The organism is Candidatus Bathyarchaeota archaeon (assembly GCA_026014465.1).
Lineage (GTDB): Archaea > Thermoproteota > Bathyarchaeia > Bathyarchaeales > Bathycorpusculaceae > JADGNF01.
This window is the reverse complement of record JAOZID010000010.1, coordinates 199,947-216,187: the sequence shown is the minus strand read 5'-3', so window position 1 is coordinate 216,187 and position 16,241 is coordinate 199,947. Positions and strand designations below refer to the sequence as shown.

The window sequence follows — 16,241 nt, the reverse complement described above, 5'->3', positions numbered from 1 at the left end:
AACCACAGGCGCCAACCTATTAGGAGCCTATTAGGCGGCAAATAGTGATTCTATGCAGAAACCCGTAGGGGGAGGGGGTTATGTGCATTTTGCGTGGTTTGTTGGAGTTGGGGTTTGGAGAAGTGTGTTTGGGGGATGCTTTTGTATACGAAAATGGGGGGTTGGGTTTTTGTGGGGGGTTATTTGATTTCGTCGGCGTCGATTTTGGTTGCCATGTCGTTGAGTAGTTTGGAGAAGGGGTGGTCGGGTTTGTCTTGTGCGAATATGATTCCGCCTTCGGCGCGTAGGATGTCGCAGAAGCAGGGTACGATGCCTAGTAGGGGAACTTGGTAGGTGTTTTTTACGCGGGTGTCGAGTTCGGCGTATTTTTGGGGGTTGTTGTAGTCTAGGACTTTGTTGATGACTATGCCGGTTTTCTTTTCGAAGAGGTTGTAGAGTTCTTTTAGCATGCGTTGGGTGCCGTCTACGTCGGAGCGGTCTCCAGTGGTTGCTACGGCGACTAGGTCGGCTGCTACTATGGCGTTGATTGAGGAGTATTGTAGGCCTGGGCTGGTGTCGCATACGATGTAGTCGAAGCCGCGTTCGTTTAGCAGGGAATTGCGAAGTTGCAGCAGTTTGCCTAGGGCGCGCATTTCCCATTTGCGGTCTTTGGCGGACATGTCGCGGATTGCTTCGGTGCTGGGGTTGGCAAGTCCTGCGAAGAATGTGCCTTTGCCTGGGATGCGGCTGGTGAGGTCGATTAGGACGTTGTTGATGTCGCAGGTGTTGTTTAGGTAGTCGTTTAGCCAGGCGGGGGCGTCGTTGACTTTGAGGATGGCGAAGAGGCTTGGTGCGCGAAAATCCAAATCAAGCAGGCAGACTTTTTTGCCTTGCCTAGCTAGGGTAGCTGCGAGGTTTACGGAAAGCAACGTTTTGCCTGTTCCGCCTTTGTATGAATGAACTGCTATAATTTTGCCCACTACTAAGTCCCTTCTTTGCTTCTTTCAACATAAAAGTATGCTTTGCGGCCTTGCCGTTCCTTTTTGAGGTAACCCATGATTACGAGCTGGTTTAGGTATGCGCTTTCTACCGCGCGGGCTCTGCTTGTTTGCTTGGCAATTTCGTCCGCAGTAGCCATACCAGAACGACACACCGTCATAGCGGTCTTACGCAAATGATCAGGCATAGAAAGCAAAGTCATAACATCCAAAGGAGCATCACTAGCAAGCGAAGACGAAACCTCCACCTGGTCATGCCTCTGAAGCTCAATCATAACCTCAATCTTCTCATTCAACCGCTCCAAATTCTCCTTAATCTTCTCTAACAAAACCGTAGGCTTCTTACCCATACCAGACTCTTTACTCATAACTTTCTCCTCCGGTACGACCACATGTACTACAGATAAACGAAGAGAGTTTATTAAGTATTACGACACAACGGTGATTATTGTCAATTCAATAAAAAGAAACAGTTTGAGGTAGAAATGTGGCGAAAGAAAGGTGTTTGTTTGGTTACACACATGATTTGTGTGTGGTTAATGCGCGGGAATACAAGGGGTTTATTCTGTTTAGAAGGGGGTTGGCATGTTGTTTCTTGTTTCTTCGATTATGGGGAGTACTTGTTTTAGTTCGCGGAAGTATTTTAGAACGGTTGTGCCTCTTGCGGTTATGGCGAAGACTACGCGGCGTTTTCCCACAGTTCTTTCTTCGATTAGGCCTTGCTTGATTAGGAAATCCAGATACTCTTTTAGTACGCTGCAGTTGACGTTTGCTTTGTACATTATGTGAGTTAGTTTCAGCGGACCTTTGTGTGCAAGCACCTTCAGTATGTCTATGTACATTTCAAGTTTGCTGCGTCTCATGTTGTGTCCCTCCATTCATGTTTCGCATGTCTTGCTATATAGCCTTTATGTATCTGAAATCCATGGTAATTTGCTTGATTCAGTATCAGAATCCACTCCCGTGGCTTATTCTGTTTAACACATTTAGTCTATTTTGAAAAGCTGTAACCATGTCATCTATCAACATTTCTTGCAATTCTGGCGAAAGTTGTTTGATTTCGTCGTCAAAAACCGAAGACATCTTGCAGCTTAATGTGCCACGGTCTTTTAAGAGTGCATTTTCATTCATGTTCTACACCACGTCTTTTTGAACAAACCTCTGTTTAGGATATTTAACTGGCTTATGAAAACACAATCTGAATTCAAAATACACATTTGAAACCGGTTAAGGCGTAATCTGCGTCGCGACAGCGGGGTCTTTGCATAAGATTTGGTTGATTCGCTGGGGATACTTGCCGTTTACAACGTAGCAGTTCATAAACGATTGCAAAAGAAGCCGTGGCAGCACCGTGTCTACACTTGTGGCTTTATCGGATGCGAGCAAATCTGCGGCGGATACCTTAGGCAGCAACTTCGCCTCAGGGCACGTTTTAGGGTCACTCGTAAAAACGCCATCCACATCTGTAACAACCACCAATCGCTTAGCCTGAAGTCGCGATGCAACATACGCCGCTATAGCATCAGATGTGACCTCCCACGACGCCTCAAATGGGTCTTCACGCAAAAACATCGCTGAGGGAAGAAAAACCTCAACCTGCCCCGCCCCAGACACACCCACCTCCGCAAGGTCATTACACGTTCGCGAGTTTGGAATCAAATCCGCAAGCATCAACCCATACTGGTCCATAGCCAAAATCGCCATCCGATGAGCCGCCAACGCCGACAAACCAAACACCTCATCCACCTCACGAACTACATCCGCAAACCTGCCACCCCCAGGCACAACCACCACCCGAAAACGCTCAGAAACCCTTTGCAGTTCCACGCCTAACGCACGCAGGACCTTTGGGCTGTATGCGAGGCTGCCGCCGATTTTGATTACCGCATCCATTGTAGTTTTGCTCCTTTCAGTTTAGTTGCGCCCATCAAAGCGACCCCGACTGCTGGAGACGCCAAAACCGCCGTTGGGTGCAGTACTTCGTCTAGTGCCAAGACTTTGTGGATGCCTGCGTTTTGGGCGGCTTTTCGTGCTAGAAAGTCTTTTCCAAGTCCTGTGACTATGGTGGGGATGGCGGTTTTTGCGTTGTCTGGTAGCTGCGCGTAGACTTGGTTGAGTCCTTGTGTGATCTGCCTGATTTGTTGTTCGTAGATGTAGGTGGCTATTTGCTGGATTTCGTGTTTGGTGAGCATGTCTGAGTCGGCGCAAACGACCCGCGCAAGCCTAGCCAACGAGCAGGGCAATGTTTTGGGTTTTGCGTCGGCGGTTTCAGCTGTGTACTCGCTGCTTTGGATGTTTCCTAAAACTATGTGGACATCGCCTGACTGCGCAAAAAGCTCTGAAGAAACCCGCGCAACGCCCCCTTTAACAGGCACCGACTGCACGATAGCGGCGACGTTGGTTCTTAGGCTTCCCGTGTAGACCAGCTCCCCGTTCATGAGCTTCTCCAAATCCGTCTTGCCCTTTGCGGCTACCTCTGCGTTTAAGACGGGGATTATGCTGGTGCTGGTGCTTCCGATGTCGACGATTACGCAGTTTTTGATGTGCTGAGCTATCATCCAGCCTGTTGCCGCCCAATTCGCCGCCGCTACCTCAACAGGATGCGCCTTAGCTTGCTCAACTGAACGCAAAGAAGCGTCCGTGGTTAGTATTTGGATGGTTGTTTGGGGAAAAACTTGTTGGAGGCAGTTTAGGATGTGATGGATGCCTTCGCGTTTTGTTGTGTACGCGTCGGATAATTCAGCGGTTATGGTTACCGTGATGAGGTCTATGGGGTCGGTGCCGCAAAGTTTTTGCTTAACTTGGGTGAGCATACTGCAAAGTTGTGTTGTGTCGCGTTTCCAAAACGGGAAATACTCCAACGCGATCTTGCAGTCGATAACGGTGGCGTTGTCGGTTTGTATGTACGCTGCTTTAGTGTTTGCGCCGCCAATATCCCAACCCAGCACCCTTCTCATGTCTGTGCGCCTCCATTGCAGTTACGCAGCAGCTGCTTTTTAGTTTCCTGCAAACCCAAAACCGCCAAATCACGCGTTTCGCCGTGAGAAACAACAAAAGCCACGCCCAAGCCGCCTGCTACAGGAAACGGTGGAGAAGCAACCCCGTCTATGCGGCTGATTTTCTGGGGTGTAGTGTTGCCTGTTTTTGGAACTGCAACCTTGGAAAAGCAAGAATACCCCTTGCACAGCGGGTTTGGGGGGAGTTTTTGGTGGGTTGCGGCGTTTGTTATGGCGTTGGCAATGTTGAATTGGCTGGTTTTTCGCAGACCCACATACGAGGTGGTTAGGCGGGGGTTGAGTTCCATGAGGTAGACTTCGTGTTTGGTGAGCAATAAATCAACGCCGACGTAGCCTCTAAGCCCCGAAAATGACTCTGCAAGACGTTTGGCTGCTTCAAATACTTCTTTGTGGAGGTTGTGTTTTAGGGGGACGCATCCGCCGTTGTAGCTTGATTGGGCATCTGGAGAGGCTAAAGTGAGGTCTTGGCTGTTTAGGCTCAGGGGCACCGCGTGGTTTTCAGTGCACAGCAAGCTTACACTAGCAGCAACGCCCTCGATGAACTCTTGTACGATGATGTCTTCTTGAGTTTCTCTGCGGATTTTTTCGACTGCCGTCTCGATTTGGCTGCTGTTTTGGACAAAACTAATGCCGCTACACCCCGCTCCACTGGCAGGTTTGAACACTAACGGGAACCCCAACACTTCCACTGCTTTTTTGATGCAAGAACTGCTTTTTTGCTTGCCAAATGTTTGCGTATTAGGGTAGGGTAAGCCGAGCTTTTTTAGGTGGTCAGAAAAGCATTTTTTGTCGGTTGCCTGCTCGATGGCGTTGGGTTGGCAGTTTAGCACGCACCGCCCATGGTTTTCCAAGGTCTGCACGATGGAGTAGAGCAATTTGCTGTCTTCAGGAGCAACAACCAGCACCGCATCCGCACATTCAGCAGCCTGCACCAGCACATCCAAAAAGTTTTCATCAGCTGAAACCCCCAAAACCCTGCTACCCTGCAACGGCAAACCGTAACCTGCAAGGCGTTCATCGAGCAAAACCGTGACCTGATCTCCTGCAGCCTGAAAATCCGATGCCACACCCGAAAGCATGGCGTACCCTTCACTTAGCAAACCCGCAGGCAAACACTGCCCAGCCAAGCCCCCACCCGAAAGATGTTCATACACCAAAACCTTCAAAGACACACCACCACACAAACGCAACAAACCCCAACTGCCTTAAAGGCTTTTTTGCCCTCAGATATGCCACGTTAACACAGAATAGACCCCCTCCCCCTATCGTTTCTGCATACAATTAAAATTAGCATCCAAAGGTTGGTGAGTGGGCGCGTGGGGTTATTGGTTTTGGAGGTCGTGTAGGAACTGGGTTAGGTGTTTTTGGGTTGTGTGGGGCATGATGACGACTCGGATGCAGTTTAGGCGTGGGATGTAGGAGATTTGCCAGCCGTGGTTTTGGAGTTTTTGGGCGAGTTGTTTGGTGTTTGAGTTGCTGCGGAAGGCGATGATGTTTAGTTGTGGTGGTGTTACGAGTTCGAAGCCTGCGTTTTTGAGGTTGTCGGCGAGAAAAGTGGTTAGATGCATACACTGCTGTATGGTTTGTCGGAAACCTTCGCGTCCCAGAGAGGCAAAGACTGCCCATGTTGCGGCTGCCGCAGCGGCGGATCGAGTCCCCACAAACGTGTACTGGTCTTCACGGGTTAGGTAGGGCGTTTGGGTTTTGATGCACTCGAGCTTTTGGGGGTCGCGGAAAACGATGCCGCCTGCTGGGACTGTGACCATGCCCATCTTGTGAGGGTCAACCGTGACTGACTGAACTGCAGGCAAACGAAAATCAAAAACGCCCACGGCTGGGTAGCTGAGTTCTTCAAGGAAAGGCAGCACCAAACCGCCAAACGCTGCATCAACATGCACGGGCACATCGTGGCGCTGCGCGATTTTGGCTATGTCGGAGATGGGGTCAACTGCGCCTAGTTCGGCAGAACCTGCTGTTCCTACAACTGCAACCGTGCGGGGCGTAATCAGTTGCGCTACACTGGCGGGGTCAACCCGAAACGACGCATCCAAAGCTACTTTTTTGGGCTTGATTTTGAGCATGCGACAGATTTTGTCAAAGGAGAAATGTGCGGAGTCAGGCAAAACCACCTCGGGTTCTGTTGTGTTTGCTTGTTCGCGGGCAGCATACAATGCCAAAAGGTTTGCTTCCGTGCCCCCTGAAACGATGAATCCTGTGCCGTTTGGGCAATGCAAAAGCTCAGATAAAGCGTGTACGGCTTGTTTTTCGAGTTCTACGCTGCCAGGGAAAAGCCCGGGGTCGCCCAAGTTTGATTCAAAAAACATTGTGGCGGCGGTTTTTGCTATGGGGTGGGGGGTGGTGCACATGGAGCACAAGATGTTGCCGTCGGCGTATTTGCCGTCGCGTGATAGGGCTTGTCGCAGCGTTGAGAGGACTTCGTTGGGGGTTAAGCCGTGCTCACGCATAGAGGTGCCTCAAAAAGTTGAAACTACAGTTTGCGCGCAGGCGGCTTTAACGGTCTTTACGAGTTCGCGCACTTTTTCTTGGGTTATGCGCCCCACTACGCGGTCTTCGCCTTCGCATGCGGCTCCTCGCAGGCCAATTACGTCTACGCCTAAACCGCAAAGCACCAAAAGCTGCTCTTTTTTCAGCGAACCCGCCAACGCAACCTTCAAACCATAACCATGAGCCTTGTCCACGAACTTTTGAAGCTGCTGCGCTGTTAATGCGTCAAACAGGGTCTTGCCGTCTTTTACCGCAGTATCAAGCATCGCAAAGTCACAGCCCGACTCCCAAGCAACCTCAGGCACCAAAAAAGGGTCAACCGAACCCACCCTTACAGCGTCAGCGTAACCCACGGCAACAACAAACGCCTTTGAACCTACCTCGCGGACAGCTCGAACAACACATTTGAGCAAATCCACCGCCTCAGCTTTCATATGCATCTCAAGCAGGCTAACCTTCACATAATCCACACCTAACGAGGCAGCACCAAACGCCGCCAACGAAACACTGCCAGGCAGATACGGCAAATCCCCCAACGTACAGCTAACCGCGCGGTCTTTTGGAGTTATTGTGCGGATGTTTTTGATGACCCAGGGGAAGTTGGCGCCTAGGGGACCTTCTTTGGGGTTTTTTGCGTCGATTATGTCGGCTCCGCCTTTGATGGCTTGTTGGGCTTCTTGTTCGTCAACTGGGCTTACAAGCAGCTTCAACGCATATTCACTTCGCTTTTTACTTGACGAGCAGAAACTCCTAAACCTTAAAGGTTTTGCCTCCAAAACCTGCCAAACCTGCCCAGAACCCAAAGAAGGTGGCGCAAACTTTTTTACTGCAGACAAGAAAACAAGCATCAGGCAGACGAATAGCCGTGAAGATAATCCCCGTCATCGACGTCATGGGCGGCAGGGCAGTTCACGCCGTAAAAGGCAAACGCGCCCAGTACATGCCCCTTCAAAGCAGGCTATGCAACGGCGACTGCGCAGACCCTAAAACAGCAGCCAAAGCGTTTCGAGACTGCGGCTTCACCGAGCTTTACCTCGCGGATTTAGATGCCATCACAGCGAAAAAACAGCCTGACACGGCGCTTTTGGGGGAGATTAGCCAGATGGGTTTGCAGGTTATGGTTGACGCGGGCGTTTCTGACGCTAAAGGTACCCAAGCGCTTATCAAATCTTCTGTGTCCAAAGTGGTAGTTGGAACTGAAACACTGCACAGCCTAGACGTGGTAGCAGATATCGTCGGCAGTATTGGGGGTAGGCGTCTTGTGGTTAGCTTGGATTTGATGCAGGGCAAGGTGTTAAGCAAAAACGAGAAAGCCGCCGCTATGGATGTTTTGGCTCTTGCAAAAGAACTGGAGAGGCGTGGCGTGTTGCAGGTTATTGTTTTGGATTTGGTTCGGGTTGGGAGCGGCGAAGGTGTGGATGTTGCACTGGTGGAAAAATTGCAGAGAAGTACGGGTTTGGAGGTGTTTGTTGGTGGAGGCGTGCGTGGCATGGATGATTTGCTTGAACTCGACGGCTTGGGTGTTGCGGGGGTGTTGCTTGCTACGGCGCTTCACAACGGGGAAATCACGGTGGATGCCCTGCAAAACGCAGGTCTGATATGACTTTGGTAGCGCTGCTGTAGATGTGTTGCACATAACGTTGAGTCTGCATCTATTTTTAGACTTAATAAATCATTAAAATAAGAAATGCCTAAACACGTTTTTACCAAAAAGGAAGGAAGGTGAACATACGTCGGTATTTGTTTTGGAAAAATATGTCGTGAAGCCTGAAAAAATTGATGATTTCTCAGAATTTGCCAAAAAGTATCTGCGATGGCGCGAAAAATGCAACCCTGACCTGTACCGAGAGGTGAAAAACCACCTTATGATTGACCAAACAATTGATGCCCCAGATAGTGGTTCCTATGGAGGCTACATCGAGATTTGGGAGTACGAGAACCTCTCTGACTGCGACAAATGTTGGAGCCGCATACTTGAAGATGAAGAACTCATGACGCAAGTCTACCCAGAATTTGCACGATTCCTTGCACCCGAAACACATTCAATTGAACTCTTAGATACAGAAAAAACCCGCCATCTGTAACCTAAACATCCAACTGTTCAAGGCAGACCACACCGCCTAGTTGAGCAAGACGTTTCCCTGCGGGAGTATCAGAAGCGACAACACGCGTTTTTATCTGCTTGTTTGCTGCAATCTGCATAAGCCTGTTTAACCGCCGTTTTTGGGGGCTGCTAAGTTGACTGTCAGTGATTAAGAGGTACTCTGGGCGGGGTTTGCCTGGTTTTGCTTCACCGTAAATTTGCTCTTCGATTTCTTCTACGGAATACAGTACAAGCGGTTCGGAGCTGGAGGCATTAAGGCGTTTCTCAAGCAGTTCAAGCAGGTTTTCTGTTTCTTCACAAGTAGTTTTGCTAATAAGCTCTTTGAATTCCACAAGCCTAGTCAGCACAGTCACTTCATGCAGGGTCGTTGCATCTCCTGTTATCTCGGAGACCACAGCTTTGTTGGCACCTTGAATAAGCCATGCGTGATGACCGCGGATGTGCGAGGCGAATTTTGCGGCGTAATCCGTTCGTGCAGGAGCAGCAAGTATGAGACTTTTGATGCCTTCTTTCATAGCGGGTCGAACAGCGTTAACTATAGCTTCGTGGAACTTGTAGAGCGCTTTGCTGTCACTTCTCATACCAAACAAGGAGATGTTGCTGTGGGCTTTGACAACGCGGCTGTAAACAGCCCAGAGAACCGCTTGATTCTCCGCTAAACCTATGAGAACTGCTACGGGGTATCCACGTTGGTATTTGCGTCTTGGGGTCAATAAATGCGCCTCAGTAAAGCCATGTTTAAACATGATTTATTATAGTTGTGCTTGCCAACATTGCATGAATTAATGGCGTAGCCGCCGCAAAACCAAGGCAACCACCACAACCACGACTATAGCTATGCAGACAAGCAGGATAATGAATGTCGTGTAGGATAAACCAAGAACTTGTGGGCTCCAAAGGTTTGTCTCGTCTAATGTCGTATTGATGGTCCAGTCACCAAAATCCGAGTAAGCCCCAACGAGAAAACCTGTTTTTTGGTCCCAACGGTACTGGTTTTGCTCATCAGCTGAAATAACAACGGTGCGTTCTACGCCCCCAAAGGTCTGCTGCTCGACATCGGTAATTATTATGTCACCCAAATGAACCGCAAAAAAAGAGTCCCCAAGCTCAAGATCCGCGGGAATAACAAAGCCATCGCCTAGTATGCCCGCGGCAGGGTCTAAAATAATTGAGTCAGGCAGCGTGGAGCCATTGGAGAAACGGGTTTGAACATCCAAAAAGATAGTTGTTGTGTCAACGTCGGTGACTTGCAGTTGCGCCCAAATTACGTCGTGCCCTGCAGGTGGGGTGCCTGTTACTTCAACATTGTAGGAGACGCAGTCGCCGGGTTCAACGCCAACGGTTAGGGCAACGCAAAAACTTGCAGATGCAACGGCGACAGCTAAAGCAAGAAGACAAAGAACCCATATACGCGACCCTGATTTGTGCATAGCTGGTCTGTAGCTGTTATGACGCCGTGCCGTTTTTAAGATTTGCTTAAATGTCTATTTGAAGAACAGCTAAAGGGCGGTTTTGCAGGTTTGGAAAGGTTTAAAGCTTCTATATACGTTCAGGTTAGATATCCAATGGATGGATGCATGTAATGCAGCTAATAGGCGTAGTTTTAGTTTTGATTAATATTGTAACTATTGTAGGTCCTGTTGCGGCGGTTACGGTTAGTTACCAGGATAATTTAACCGAGCTTGTTGTTCCGCCTCAGATGAAAGAGATTGTGGAGGAAACGTTGTCTTCTGAAGAGCCTGTGTTTACGTTGCCTACGCTTGTAGATTACCAAGTAGACACCGAAGCACGCACAGTTACCCTCATCATCAACTTCACCAATCCGCTTAACTACGATTTGAACCTCACAACGTTCTCTGCAGACATCCAATGCACCGAACACAAATTCATCCTTGGACACGCAAGCATCCCAAATGAACTGCTCATGCAAGGCAAACAAAGCACCTTAATCACCGTCGAAGGTTTCTGGACACAAGAAGCAGAAACCCACTTCCAAACAGAACACGCTGGCGACAAAACCATAGACGTCGAAATAGTAAACATCAACGTAAACGTAAACGGCATCACCATCGAACCAACAGACCCCATCAAAATCCCAAACATCCCCATAGCATAGTGGTGAATAAACCGTGGAACTACAAAATTTGAAGATTAACTGGTTTGGTCTTGCAGGTGGAGCTGCCACACTGGTTTTGTTAGCTGTTTCGCTTTCAGTGCCGTGGTGGCATTTCTCGGTCGGGGATGGCTTTTTAGCAGCAGAGATTTCGCCGCTGATTTTTGACTTTACCCTTGCAGGCGCTGAATCGTTTACGGTACCTTTGATGGGGGCCTTTACACTGTCGTTGTTGCTGTTTCTGGGCGCAGGCGCAGTTATCATGATAATTTATTCACTGATGCCTTACAAATCGTATTCTATGCGTTTGCTTAGTTTTTCGTACCGCAAACCAGTCTATGTTATAATATTTTTCATTGTTGAATTGGTTGGGTTGGTTTTGGTAATGAAGACGATGCTTGGGATTGATTTGCCTTTGATGGGGTCTGCTATGATACAATTGCCCGCAGCGTTGACACAAAACATGGCAGCAGTGAGCTTCCCAGTCACGTCAAGCTTGGAGTGGCCCTTCTGGTTTGCCATAGCCGTAGTAGCCCTTTGCATTGCAACCCGTTTCTACCACAAAAAACTAATCAAGCCAGTTGCGGAGCCAGTAGACACGGCTATCTAAATTTTTTTCCGCTGTGCCTCTTAAAGTTTAATTTTTGCCTGAAAAGTCAGTATATATTCTATATAGATTATTGACATTAAATATATGAGTTGAGAATGAGTACATATTAATTTGGAAACACTTGGAGGTGTAAAGAAAAAAATGTTATCACGAGACTGTGACGGATGCTCACAACTAAAAGCATGCAGCAAACGCTACCGCATAGCCATCAAAGGCGACAAAGTCTACTGCCCCGACGGAACCGTTCACCTAGTAGACTGCGATGCAATCACGCAATGCATTGACCCAAACGAACAATACGCACTTATCCAATAACAATCAGCACATTCCAACAACCCTATTTCTCAACCAAAACAAAGGGCGTTTGCTGGCAAACCAAACGTTTATAGCGGCTATCGCGACATTATAGTGTGATTTTGTCGTAAACGAAATATGTTGGAGGTGATTTTATTGAAGTGTGGTCTGTGCGGCAAGGAAGTGAACGAGCAGCCGAAAATAACTGCAGACGGGAAATGCTCTGTTTGCGGCGCAAAGCTGGCTCCTGCGAAATAAGCCTCAAGACAAAAACAGGAGACACCCAAGCGGGGGTTTAGAGTTGGAGGGAGGAGAACCCAGATTTCTTCAAGGTCCCCGCGGTTTGTTAGCGTTGTTTGTTGCATGACTTTTTTGTGGTTGCAGGGATTATGCTTATATCCTGTTTAACGCCTCTATTTTGGAAGGAGTATAGGATTATGGAGTTTTGTCCTAATTGCGGTTCACGACTTGTCCCCAAGAAATCTGAAGACTGCGACAAACCAGTTATTGTTCTTGCCTGCTCAAAATGCGACTACGTCAAGCAGGATATATCCAAAAAATCTGCTTTAACCGGCGGAAAAGTCATACAGCACAACCTTCGCCAGCAAGTAACCATTATCGGCAAAGAAGACCAGAAAATGGCGACATTGCCCACTCTTCGGGTAGAATGTCCCAAATGCGGCAACATGGAAGTTTACGTTTGGCAGGTGCAGACCCGAGGAGGAGACGAAGCCTCAACACAGTTCATGCGATGCACTAAATGCAACCACACCTTCAGAGAATACACCTAAAAACTCTTCTTCCCTTTTCATCCAAACAAAAAACCAAACGGCAGGCACCTCCACCAAACAGCGCCTTTTTTCGCTCTTCCTCAAAAATTTTTTAAACCAGCCCCTACAAAAACTCAGCCAAAAACCCATTTATTTTCAAAAAACCACCCTCAAAACAGGGAAACCCCCTCTAATGCGATATGTGCCCGCGCTTTGGACTGGGTCAACTTTGACATAACGCGAAAGCTCCTTAGAGCTACAAACAAACCTTTGCCTGTGCGGTTATGCCAAAACGTGCTTTGACCCGCCAAAGCCAACATTAGCTTCTTTAAGACACACCAAGGAGTTACCACGCACGCTCTGTTCCACGTATTTCAAAGTGTTCAATGGTGGCTACGTGCGCAAAAGTCATCTCCACAGAGTTATGTGTTGCATTGCTTGACAACGTGTAGCGGTCAGGGCTTTGCTCATAATACTTCCAAACCAGCGAGATGTCTCCCCAGATTAAATCCTTTGGAACAGTTACGTTAAAGTAAACAGTTTCTCTATCGGGACCAAAGAAGTCAACCGAGACGTACGCGCCATCAAATTCGGGCAAGTACACCTTTGGCTGCGAAGTCCAGTTAGCAACAACCGTTACAAGATAGCTCCGATCGTCAACAGACAAAGGATACGAATAAACATCCAAATCCTCACCAAAATTCCCAATCCAATAAAGCCCCGCAACAATAGACCCAACCAAAACCAACAACGCCGCCAACAAAACCACGATTTTTAGCTTCAATCAACATCAACTACAGCGTTAATGCCTGTGCGATTCTAAAAGGGTTTTGCCAAAACACCAATTACGCAACAAAAACAAAAGAAGGAAAGGTGGGGGTTTAGTTGAATTCTTTTCGTTTGAAGAGTAGCAGTCCTGCGATGGCGGCTATGGCGAAGTAGGCGGCGATTATGATTAGTCCTTGGGGTATTGTTGCGTTGTAGACTGTTAGGGTTTCTCCAAAGCCTACGTCGAAGGCGGTTGTGTGTTGAGGGTAGGGTATGGTGAGGGCGTTGCTGATTATGGCTGAGCCGTAGGAGAGCAAGAACCAGGGTTCGATTTGCACCAGTTGCACGATGATTACTTGGACGAGGTCGAAGGCAAACAGAAATAGTATGGCGGATACGAGTATGGCGTAGGCTCCGCTTTTGAATAGGGAACTGAGCATGAAGGTTACGCCTAGCACGGCGAAGAGGTAGAACCACGAAAACAGCACGGACTGGAAGAATTCGATGGGAACTGCGGCGCCAAAATAGTACAAGCCGTTGCACAGGGTGAGTGCGGTGAAGGCGCCGATGATAAGCGTGGACGCTATAAACGCCGACAACAGTTTGCCCACGTAAATTGAAGAGCGTTTGACGGGGTTGGGGACGCTAAAGTACCCGGTTTTGTTTTGGAACTCCCCCGCTATGGCATCACCGCCAAAAAATATGCCTGAAAGCGCAACGATGTAGACTGCCGTGTTGCCCCACCAACCCGAATAAAACGCCATCTCCGAAGAAAGAAACGTTTGGGGCTGAAAATAAGCAACAACCCCAGTCAGCAGCGCACCAACGGAGAGGGTTATGGCTAGTAGGATGTAGAATCTGCGCGAGCGTATGTAGTCGAGCAGGGTGTATTTGGTGATGGTGAATATTTGGGTGAGGCTATTTGGAATTTGGGTTTCAGGTATGATTACATCTTTCATGGGGTTCACTTCGTGTTTTTGATTAGTTGCAGGTATACTGCTTCAAGGTCTGAGGAGGCGGGTTTGTAGCTGACAACGCCCGTGCCAAGCGTAACGAGGGCCTGCAGGATTTGCTCTTGCACATCTATGCCGCCGTTGAACCTAACTGTCAAGGCTTTGGCGCCTGTTTTTTCTACGTCAATCACGTCAGAAACGGCTGCTTCGAGCTTCTGTGCCACTCCCACAGCCAACGGGCGACAAAACTCGGCTTCCACCAAATTCGAGCCACCCGAAAAACGCGCTGAAACATGTGCCAGCGAATCATACGTGATTAACCTGCCCTGATCCACAATGGCAACTTCATCGCAGACGTCGGCAACTTCAGTTAGGATATGGCTGCTCATGAAAATCAGTTTGCTCTGGCTTTTGAGGTGCTTGATTATCTCGCGTACCTCGCTCATGCCCCGCGGATCCAAACCCGTAGTTGGTTCATCCAAAAGCAACACGTCAGGGTCGCTAAGCAACGCGGCGGCTATGCAGATTCGCTGCTTCATGCCCTTGGAGAATTTGCCCACTTTCTTGTCAATCCACTCAGACATTTTGACTTGGGCTACGGCGTGTTCGATACAGCTACTGCGCTCAGCAGCGGGCATTCCGCGAAGCTCAGCAATCATGCTTAACGCTTCTCGTGGCGTAAGGGACGGGTAAATCTCGGGGGTTTCAATTAGCGTTCCCACAGACGAGAGTGCCTGTTTTTTTTCGGTGTGTACGTTTCTGCCGTTAATCAGGGCTTTGCCGTGGGAGGGCGTGATTAGATCGGTAAACATTTTTAGGGTGGTGGTTTTGCCTGCGCCGTTTGGACCTAAAAAGCCGACGCATTTGGCGCCTTGGATTTTGAAGTTCAAATCGGAAACTGCAGCAAACGCGCCGTACCGTTTTGTAAGGTTAACTGCTTCAATAGAGGGCATAGTATGTTTTCCTCAATTCTACCTGGGCTCAAAAATGCTTAAAAACAGAACTCACTGCGAGGGAGTACCCAAACAAGTGGGTTAGGTTCGTAGTCGGATGCGTGGGAATTTGAGTTGCCCGACGTATTTGAGTATCCACTGCACGAGTTCGCTGTACGCTTCAGAGCCTTCTTTGGTTAAAACAACTAAGCCGTCTGCGTCGTCTATGCGTATAAAGCCCTTCTCAACCATCCACCCCAAGTACTTAACCAGCTTATCATATGCGAGCCCCGTGGATGTTGCCAAGGCGGTTTTGTTCATGCGCCCTTTTTCCTTTAACGTTTTGATTATGCGGGCGATGACGTAAAGGTCAGGTTTGGAATTCAGCTCTCCGGAATTCAAGGCTAAACCACCGCAGCTCCAAAAGGAGCATATCTAAGGCTTGGATTTCTTTATACCGCCGCAACAAGTCGCGACCTAAAATGAGAAAGACAACTGGAAATGTCAGGAACCCCAAGAACAGGGTAAACGAGACGTTTGTGGAGCCAAAAACCACCCAGGCAAATAGGTTGCCCACAAGCTCTAACCCAAAGAGCACTGCCGCTATGTACGCGACCGTCTTTAGCAGTCCATAGAGGGCGTAGCCGAGTTTGCCAACTGAGACTTCTTCAAGAGTTGCTTCCCAGTCCCACTCCAAAAGCAGCTGCAACGCCTCAGGAAAACCGCCCGAAAGCTCGTCGCGGCGCCTAACAGAACCCACATCGTTAACTTTTTCACGCACGTAAACGTAACCCAAAACAATTCCAAGTACAGGCACCAGCAAAAAAGCAAACAAAGCCATCAAAAATTCGCTCTCCACCGCTGCAGGATACAAAAAAGACGAAGCCGCCCCCAAAAACAAGCACGCCGAAATCAAACAAACCACGACAAACGCAACTTTTGTTAGGGCTTTGAGCAGGGCGTTGTAGCGTTTTACGTGGTCAAGGGTTTCCAAAAGCTCTGAAACCTTAGAAACAACCAGCTCCTCAGTCACATCCAAACCCTCAACACCACCCCCAGACAACAAAACACCTCCACAGCTTCAAACAAACTAACCAAACAGCCCAGCCATATAAACAAAACTCCCCCACAATGAACCAACTTCGCTTGAACAGCACAAAGCGACCAGTTTTATTATCTTCTTAGGCGTATCTTTCTT

Annotated in this window: 21 protein-coding genes and 1 pseudogene; 6 read left to right on the top strand and 16 right to left on the bottom strand. The window is 48.6% G+C overall.

Features of this window, described 5'->3' with window-relative positions; genetic code table 11:
• Positions 1 to 179: 179 nt before the first annotated feature.
• From NWF04_03215 to NWF04_03175, 9 genes and pseudogenes are all read right to left on the bottom strand, one after another.
• Positions 180 to 947 (bottom strand): annotated as a pseudogene (locus tag NWF04_03215) (ParA family protein).
• 14 nt (positions 948 to 961) lie between these two features.
• On the bottom strand, positions 962 to 1,345 hold the full coding sequence (locus NWF04_03210) for a transcriptional regulator (GenBank protein MCW4005594.1): 384 nt from the start codon (positions 1,343 to 1,345) through the stop codon (positions 962 to 964).
• A 201-nt stretch (positions 1,346 to 1,546) separates the two neighbouring features.
• Positions 1,547 to 1,840, bottom strand: a complete 294-nt coding sequence (locus tag NWF04_03205; GenBank protein MCW4005593.1) for a transcriptional regulator — start codon at positions 1,838 to 1,840, stop codon at positions 1,547 to 1,549.
• Positions 1,841 to 1,925: 85 nt separating this feature from the next.
• Positions 1,926 to 2,108 (bottom strand): hypothetical protein, encoded by a 183-nt coding sequence (locus NWF04_03200; GenBank protein ID MCW4005592.1) that lies wholly within the window; start codon positions 2,106 to 2,108, stop codon positions 1,926 to 1,928.
• A gap of 96 nt (positions 2,109 to 2,204) precedes the next feature.
• Positions 2,205 to 2,870 carry a delta 1-pyrroline-5-carboxylate synthetase gene (locus NWF04_03195; GenBank protein MCW4005591.1) on the bottom strand — a complete coding sequence of 222 codons (666 nt, stop codon included), beginning with the start codon at positions 2,868 to 2,870 and terminating at the stop codon, positions 2,205 to 2,207.
• Positions 2,858 to 3,934: a H4MPT-linked C1 transfer pathway protein gene (locus tag NWF04_03190; GenBank protein MCW4005590.1), complete on the bottom strand. Its 1,077-nt coding sequence runs from the start codon at positions 3,932 to 3,934 to the stop codon at positions 2,858 to 2,860. The genes NWF04_03195 and NWF04_03190 overlap by 13 nt, the downstream gene beginning before the upstream one ends.
• Positions 3,931 to 5,160 carry an ATP-grasp domain-containing protein gene (locus tag NWF04_03185; GenBank protein MCW4005589.1) on the bottom strand — a complete coding sequence of 410 codons (1,230 nt, stop codon included), beginning with the start codon at positions 5,158 to 5,160 and terminating at the stop codon, positions 3,931 to 3,933. Before NWF04_03185 ends, NWF04_03190 begins: the two co-directional genes overlap by 4 nt.
• A gap of 156 nt (positions 5,161 to 5,316) precedes the next feature.
• The gene (mfnA, locus tag NWF04_03180; GenBank protein ID MCW4005588.1) at positions 5,317 to 6,459 is read right to left on the bottom strand and encodes a tyrosine decarboxylase MfnA; all 1,143 of its coding nucleotides are present in this window, start codon (positions 6,457 to 6,459) and stop codon (positions 5,317 to 5,319) included.
• 9 nt (positions 6,460 to 6,468) lie between these two features.
• Positions 6,469 to 7,209, bottom strand: coding sequence for a hypothetical protein (locus NWF04_03175; protein ID MCW4005587.1), 741 nt, complete (start codon positions 7,207 to 7,209; stop codon positions 6,469 to 6,471).
• Positions 7,210 to 7,307: 98 nt separating this feature from the next.
• Here NWF04_03175 and NWF04_03170 point away from each other — a divergent pair, with 98 nt between their 5' ends.
• Complete coding sequence (locus NWF04_03170) at positions 7,308 to 8,102, top strand: HisA/HisF-related TIM barrel protein (GenBank protein ID MCW4005586.1); 795 nt, start codon at positions 7,308 to 7,310, stop codon at positions 8,100 to 8,102.
• A gap of 157 nt (positions 8,103 to 8,259) precedes the next feature.
• Positions 8,260 to 8,583, top strand: a complete 324-nt coding sequence (locus tag NWF04_03165; GenBank protein MCW4005585.1) for a hypothetical protein — start codon at positions 8,260 to 8,262, stop codon at positions 8,581 to 8,583.
• Position 8,584: 1 nt separating this feature from the next.
• Here NWF04_03165 and NWF04_03160 read toward each other — a convergent pair whose 3' ends face one another.
• Positions 8,585 to 9,316: a hypothetical protein gene (locus tag NWF04_03160; GenBank protein ID MCW4005584.1), complete on the bottom strand. Its 732-nt coding sequence runs from the start codon at positions 9,314 to 9,316 to the stop codon at positions 8,585 to 8,587.
• Between the two features lie 69 nt (positions 9,317 to 9,385).
• Positions 9,386 to 10,033 (bottom strand): hypothetical protein, encoded by a 648-nt coding sequence (locus tag NWF04_03155; GenBank protein ID MCW4005583.1) that lies wholly within the window; start codon positions 10,031 to 10,033, stop codon positions 9,386 to 9,388.
• A gap of 152 nt (positions 10,034 to 10,185) precedes the next feature.
• On the opposite strand from NWF04_03155, the gene NWF04_03150 reads away from it, so the two are divergent.
• The 4 genes from NWF04_03150 to NWF04_03135 all read left to right on the top strand — a co-directional run bounded on the left by NWF04_03150 (position 10,186) and on the right by NWF04_03135 (position 12,411).
• Positions 10,186 to 10,719: a hypothetical protein gene (locus NWF04_03150; GenBank protein ID MCW4005582.1), complete on the top strand. Its 534-nt coding sequence runs from the start codon at positions 10,186 to 10,188 to the stop codon at positions 10,717 to 10,719.
• A gap of 13 nt (positions 10,720 to 10,732) precedes the next feature.
• A complete protein-coding gene (locus NWF04_03145) occupies positions 10,733 to 11,326 on the top strand; it encodes a hypothetical protein (GenBank protein MCW4005581.1) in 594 nt (197 codons plus the stop codon).
• A gap of 141 nt (positions 11,327 to 11,467) precedes the next feature.
• The gene (locus NWF04_03140) at positions 11,468 to 11,641 is read left to right on the top strand and encodes a hypothetical protein (GenBank protein ID MCW4005580.1); all 174 of its coding nucleotides are present in this window, start codon (positions 11,468 to 11,470) and stop codon (positions 11,639 to 11,641) included.
• 416 nt (positions 11,642 to 12,057) lie between these two features.
• Complete coding sequence (locus NWF04_03135; GenBank protein MCW4005579.1) at positions 12,058 to 12,411, top strand: transcription factor S; 354 nt, start codon at positions 12,058 to 12,060, stop codon at positions 12,409 to 12,411.
• 325 nt (positions 12,412 to 12,736) lie between these two features.
• Here the strand turns inward: NWF04_03135 and NWF04_03130 are convergent, their stop codons facing one another.
• From NWF04_03130 to NWF04_03110, 5 genes are all read right to left on the bottom strand, one after another.
• Entirely contained in the window at positions 12,737 to 13,174 is a 438-nt protein-coding gene (locus tag NWF04_03130; GenBank protein MCW4005578.1) for a hypothetical protein, read from the bottom strand.
• A 97-nt stretch (positions 13,175 to 13,271) separates the two neighbouring features.
• A complete protein-coding gene (locus NWF04_03125; GenBank protein MCW4005577.1) occupies positions 13,272 to 14,117 on the bottom strand; it encodes an ABC transporter permease in 846 nt (281 codons plus the stop codon).
• 5 nt (positions 14,118 to 14,122) lie between these two features.
• Complete coding sequence (locus tag NWF04_03120; GenBank protein MCW4005576.1) at positions 14,123 to 15,064, bottom strand: ABC transporter ATP-binding protein; 942 nt, start codon at positions 15,062 to 15,064, stop codon at positions 14,123 to 14,125.
• Positions 15,065 to 15,145: 81 nt separating this feature from the next.
• Positions 15,146 to 15,445, bottom strand: a complete 300-nt coding sequence (locus NWF04_03115; GenBank protein MCW4005575.1) for a winged helix-turn-helix domain-containing protein — start codon at positions 15,443 to 15,445, stop codon at positions 15,146 to 15,148.
• Positions 15,414 to 16,106 carry a hypothetical protein gene (locus NWF04_03110; protein MCW4005574.1) on the bottom strand — a complete coding sequence of 231 codons (693 nt, stop codon included), beginning with the start codon at positions 16,104 to 16,106 and terminating at the stop codon, positions 15,414 to 15,416. The genes NWF04_03115 and NWF04_03110 overlap by 32 nt, the downstream gene beginning before the upstream one ends.
• Positions 16,107 to 16,241: the final 135 nt, after the last annotated feature.

Bases quoted from the DNA above. Each gene is read 5' to 3' on its own strand.
- NWF04_03210 (MCW4005594.1), bottom strand. From the start codon at position 1,345: ATGAGTAAAGAGTCTGGTATGGGTAAGAAGCCTACGGTTTTGTTAGAG.
- NWF04_03205 (MCW4005593.1), bottom strand. From the start codon at position 1,840: ATGAGACGCAGCAAACTTGAAATGTACATAGACATACTGAAGGTGCTT.
- NWF04_03200 (MCW4005592.1), bottom strand. From the start codon at position 2,108: ATGAATGAAAATGCACTCTTAAAAGACCGTGGCACATTAAGCTGCAAG.
- NWF04_03195 (MCW4005591.1), bottom strand. From the start codon at position 2,870: ATGGATGCGGTAATCAAAATCGGCGGCAGCCTCGCATACAGCCCAAAG.
- NWF04_03190 (MCW4005590.1), bottom strand. From the start codon at position 3,934: ATGAGAAGGGTGCTGGGTTGGGATATTGGCGGCGCAAACACTAAAGCA.
- mfnA (MCW4005588.1), bottom strand. From the start codon at position 6,459: ATGCGTGAGCACGGCTTAACCCCCAACGAAGTCCTCTCAACGCTGCGA.
- NWF04_03155 (MCW4005583.1), bottom strand. From the start codon at position 10,033: ATGCACAAATCAGGGTCGCGTATATGGGTTCTTTGTCTTCTTGCTTTA.
- NWF04_03150 (MCW4005582.1), top strand. From the start codon at position 10,186: ATGCAGCTAATAGGCGTAGTTTTAGTTTTGATTAATATTGTAACTATT.
- NWF04_03140 (MCW4005580.1), top strand. From the start codon at position 11,468: ATGTTATCACGAGACTGTGACGGATGCTCACAACTAAAAGCATGCAGC.
- NWF04_03135 (MCW4005579.1), top strand. From the start codon at position 12,058: ATGGAGTTTTGTCCTAATTGCGGTTCACGACTTGTCCCCAAGAAATCT.
- NWF04_03125 (MCW4005577.1), bottom strand. From the start codon at position 14,117: ATGAAAGATGTAATCATACCTGAAACCCAAATTCCAAATAGCCTCACC.
- NWF04_03120 (MCW4005576.1), bottom strand. From the start codon at position 15,064: ATGCCCTCTATTGAAGCAGTTAACCTTACAAAACGGTACGGCGCGTTT.